Raw genomic sequence first — 717 nt, forward strand, 5'->3', positions numbered from 1 at the left:
TGTGAATATCGGTGTTAAAATCCTCAATAATAACGGTTTAAAATTCCCCAGTTTTCACTGATAATCTAACTCGACAGAGATAGATTGGAAGTGTTGGAATGACGTTATTGTTGGAGGATTTTTTATGATCAGAGAATTGAAACAGAAAGGTTGGACAATTAGTGCGATTGCAAGGGAGACAGGCTTTGATCGCAAAACGATTCGGAAACATCTGGAGGCCGAAACAGCTCCACAATCTACAAAACGAAAGAAAAGAGAAAGTAAGCTAGATCCGTACAAACCATACCTGCTTGACCGAATTAAGGAAGGCACCACGAATTGTTCTGTCTTGATGGAGGAAATTCAAGCGAAAGGATATGAAGGAAAAAGTACAATCCTCCGAGAGTTTGTCCAACCCTTTCGGGAAGCACCCAAGAAACAAGCAACCGTTCGGTTTGAAACGATGCCGGGAAGGCAGGCGCAAGTGGATTGGGCAGAGAATGTGGGGCAATTTTATGTAGATGGAGTAAAACGTCCGTTATACGCCTTCATTATGATCTTAAGTTATTCCCGTAAACGTTACATCGAATTCACAACGGATATGACGCAAGAGACGCTGATGAAATGCCATATGAATGCGTTCAGCTATTTCAATGGGATTCCCCAGCAACTGCTTTACGATAATATGCGGACTGTCGTCACGAAACACAGTGTCAGCCAGATCCGATTCAATAAAAA

The 717-nt window shown here is 42.1% G+C and carries 1 protein-coding gene; it reads left to right on the plus strand.

From position 1 onward, the window contains the following. Nucleotides 1-124: 124 nt before the first annotated feature. On the plus strand, nucleotides 125-717 hold a 593-nt coding region (gene istA, locus G4V62_RS19170), incomplete at its 3' end, for an IS21 family transposase (RefSeq protein WP_165205235.1).

The organism is Litoribacterium kuwaitense (genome assembly GCF_011058155.1).
Taxonomy (GTDB): Bacteria; Bacillota; Bacilli; order Bacillales; family DSM-28697; genus Litoribacterium; species Litoribacterium kuwaitense.